The organism is Planctomycetia bacterium, from assembly GCA_034440135.1.
GTDB lineage: Bacteria > Planctomycetota > Planctomycetia > Pirellulales > JALHLM01 > JALHLM01.
In genome coordinates this window covers 1-3759 of sequence record JAWXBP010000495.1, presented here as the reverse complement: position 1 = coordinate 3759, position 3759 = coordinate 1, and the positions used below count along the sequence as shown (strand labels likewise).

At 57.9% G+C, this 3759-nt stretch carries 4 protein-coding genes and 1 pseudogene; all 5 read right to left on the bottom strand.

The annotated features are described in order from the left end of the window. A partial coding sequence (locus SGJ19_28100) for an AAA family ATPase (protein ID MDZ4784128.1) occupies nucleotides 1-1873 on the bottom strand: 1873 nt, incomplete at its 3' end. Continuing rightward, complete coding sequence (locus tag SGJ19_28095) at nucleotides 1852-2301, bottom strand: DUF5990 family protein (protein MDZ4784127.1); 450 nt, start codon at nucleotides 2299-2301, stop codon at nucleotides 1852-1854. The genes SGJ19_28095 and SGJ19_28100, both read right to left, overlap by 22 nt. A gap of 16 nt (nucleotides 2302-2317) precedes the next feature. After that, a pseudogene (locus SGJ19_28090) lies at nucleotides 2318-2485 on the bottom strand (endonuclease/exonuclease/phosphatase family protein). Nucleotides 2486-2531: 46 nt separating this feature from the next. After that, nucleotides 2532-3020 (bottom strand): LURP-one-related family protein, encoded by a 489-nt coding sequence (locus SGJ19_28085; protein ID MDZ4784126.1) that lies wholly within the window; start codon nucleotides 3018-3020, stop codon nucleotides 2532-2534. A 469-nt stretch (nucleotides 3021-3489) separates the two neighbouring features. Next, a partial coding sequence (locus tag SGJ19_28080; GenBank protein ID MDZ4784125.1) for a hypothetical protein occupies nucleotides 3490-3759 on the bottom strand: 270 nt, incomplete at its 5' end.

Below are 3759 nucleotides of genomic sequence, written 5' to 3'. Positions count from 1 at the left end.
TGAGATTGAGGGCACCCAAGAGCGAACGATTCATGGGTGTTAACACTTGAATATCCAACTTTGGATCGAGTCCAAAACGGGCAGGAATGCGCTCTTGAACTAACCGGACCAACACGTCTCGAATCGCCTCGGGCTCATTGGATTCGATAAAATAAAAGTCGCTCAGCTCCTCTGACTTGGGCGAATGCGGCATCTGGCCGTGATTGATGGCATAGGCCGCCGTGATGATTCGACTTTGGCTTGCTTGTCGAAAAATCTCAGTGAGGCGGACCACCGGGACCACGTTCGAATTGATCAGATCGGCCAGCACCGAACCGGGACCGACCGAGGGAAGCTGGTCCACGTCCCCCACCAGGATCACACATGCTTCGCTGGGAATCGCTCGCAAGAGTTGGTGGCCCAACACTACATCGACCATTGAGGTTTCATCCAACACGAACAGGTCACCTGTCAGGGGATGTTGTTGGTTGCGTTTGAACTCGCCGGTAGCGGGGTCAAACTCCAGGAGCCGGTGAATCGTTTTGGCGGTGCGCCCGGTTGTCTCGGCCAACCGCTTTGCTGCCCGACCTGTGGGTGCGGCCAGCGCGCATTTCAGTTCCTTGGCGGCAAAGATCTCCAAAATGCTGCGCACGAGGGTCGTCTTGCCAACACCAGGCCCCCCGGTGATGACGAGTAACTTATGCTGGCAGGCCTGCCGGATGGCCTCTTGCTGTGCCACGGCTAAACTGATGTCCAACCGCTGTTCAACCCACGTGATCGCCTTTTCCACTTCGATGCGTGGCAAGGGATGCGTCCTGGACGAGGCGATTCGGTGAACCGACTGCGCCAAGCCTACCTCCGCCCGGTGAAGACTGGCGAGATATAACCACGGCTCGCCATCGGTGGACTCTCGGATCACGCTTCCATCTTGCACGACGCTCCGGACGGCAGCTGCGACGACATTTTGCTCGATTTCGACCAGCTTGACTGCATGTTCGACCACACCCGGCTCTGGATAGCTGCAATGTCCCTGACCAGCCAGGTCTTGCAGCGTATATCGCACGGCCGCCCTGGCACGATAAGGGCTATTGCGTTCGATTCCTAGCGTGGCGGCCAATTCATCGGCGGTCTTGAAGCCGATGCCGCGGATATCGTCGGCCAGTTGGTACGGGTTCTCTTTGATCTTCGCGATAGACTCGCGTCCATAGGTGCGGTAAATGCGAATCGCTCGGCCGGAAGTAATACCATGTTCGGTCAGAAATAGGATGATTTTGCGGACTTCCTTTTGCTCCTCCCAGCTTCGCTGGATGCGCTGCAACCGGCCCGGGCCGATGCCGCGAATGTGAAGCAAGAAGTCCGGCGACTGCTCGAAGACTTCGAGCGTACGTTCCTGGTAGAGCGCGACAATCTTGGCGGCAAGTTTAGGGCCAATGCTGCGGATTGCTCCCGCTGCGAGATATTTCTCGATGCCCTCCGCTGAGGCAGGATGCGTTGTTTTCAAGACGTCGGCCTTGAACTGCTGGCCATGTTCACGGTCGACCACCCAGTGGCCGCTGGCCTCGACATGCTCGCCCGCCGTTACCGAGGTTGTGCTACCGATAACTGTCACAAGATCGTCGTGTCCCTGAAGCTTGACGCGTAACACCGCAAACCCGTTGTTCGGGTTGTGGTAGGTAACACGCTCGATGAATCCTTTCAAGTTTTCGGACATTGACGGCAATTCGGCGGCAGAGGTCCGCATGGCTGGGTGGCGAAGGACTTCATTAACTGGTGTTGCCAGAACTTTGCGATCGGTAGTTCGAGCAGTGTTTGCTGCTGGGTCATTGATAGATGCGTTAATGATTGGGCACGCTGAAAACACGACATCCATCGTCAGGCCAACCGCCGGCAACATTTCCAGCCGTCGGTAGGATGGACCGTCGCACAGTTAGGCCCGCCATCCCGCCCAGTACCGGGCAACCGGACTTCGAGGACTTGGTTCGAATACGCAGACGCCTGCTCAATCAGCTCCCAGGAGATGTCACGCAGCGGAACTTTGATTCTCCGCTCCCATACGCTGTCGGCTTGTCCAGCAAGGCGTCCAATATCGAGGTAGAGGAATCGAGCACTTGGAGGTCCTTGGGCGAGCGGGCCAAGAAAGTTGGGAAGCCCGCCTTCAAGATTATCCTTAACGGTCACCGTGCAGGCGAAGGTGAGGTCAGCGCCATTCGACCGCTGTTTTTGGATCGTCGTGTAGGCGCTGCCTTTGCCGTGTTGCAGGCCGAAGTCAACGCCAGCCGGCGGCGCGATCAGGACAATTCTCAGGGACAGCTCTTTTTCCATTGCGAGACTATTCGTCGTAAATCGCGCCGTAGCCGGCCGCCTCGATGGCGGCCGCCGGAAACTTGTCATCCGGTGCCTTCCATTCCTGGAGGCAAATTACATCCGGAACAGATTGCTCCAGCCAATCCAGCAGCACGGGCAGTCGACCGTTGATGCCGTTTACATTGTAAGTGGCAATCTTCATCCGATTCTACCGTCGATCACCAGGGCGCTATTCTGGCCTGAAGGATTCAATCGCGTCGCTCGTGACTGCACTGGTCGATCACGACCGCTGCGGCCAGGATCAATACGTCGTCCTCCTCATCCGCACACTCAATCCCGTAGGTGTCCGTCAGGCTGAAGAAGGCTTTGGAGACGTTTGCCACGGATCGACTGCCACGCGTGAACTGATATTCGTAGTCCCAGAAATTACCCTGGGCTACGAGGTCGTCCGGTCCCGGCACATCCACCGTGAACTCCGCACGAAACAGGGTGAACAGCGACTTCTTCACGACCGCGGCCAGCTCCCCGCCGCGATAAATCTCGTAGGTCGGTCCCCAAGCCAAAAGCTTCTGGGCAATGAAGGCCAGCTCTTTGCCCTGCATGTCCTGAAAGGCCAGCTTGCTGCCGAAGCTGAAACCGCGGCCGTCAATAAAATACCGCGGCTGGCCCGCTTCATCGGCGACGGTGTAGTCGTCCCCCCAAGACAACCATTTCTGGCGCATTTGGTAGCGGGGCATGGGCTTCTCCGAAATGACGCAATTGTCCGATCAACACGGCTCCCGTAGTTGGCTGCCCAGCATTGTACCACCACTGCTGGCCCGAGTCGTAGCGGCGGAGGGCAATGCAGTACAGCACCGTAATGTGAACCGGAGCAACTGTCGCAATGCCGGCAGCAGCGGGCACTGCCCATGAATGCCCGCGCAGTTGGACAGCCTTTCCTTGGCACACGCTGTGCGTCGTGTGATGGGGACGTGGAAAGCATCGCAGAAACTGTGCGTATTTGCAGCTGTCAGAGCCACACTGACTGAAGCGCATTCTTTTGCTTGGTGTAAAAACAGTCATGATGCCGGAGTTACGAAACCGGCTGTCCATATCGAAACTTCGAATCACCCAAATCCTCAGTGGGAAGTTGGCCATGAGAATCACGTTTTCAATCGCACTCGCGGCGGCTCTCCGGGGGCTTGCATGCCCTCAGTTGGTTTCTGCTCAAGACGCTGGCGCAGGCGGCACGGGTGGGGGCGGGGCCGCAACTAGCTCCAGCAACTCCGCTGGCACGCCTGTCCCCACGACAACTAGCACCCAGGGGAGCGTTGGCGTCCCCAATGTGCAGGGTGGCAACAGCGAAGTCGCGCCCCGTGGCGGGAACAATGGCGCATCCACGTCACGGAGTGCGCAGCCAAATACGACCCCAGTCACTCCGAATAACTCCAGTAGTTCGAATCGGACGAACGGCAACCAACTCGCTCCGTCCACCGA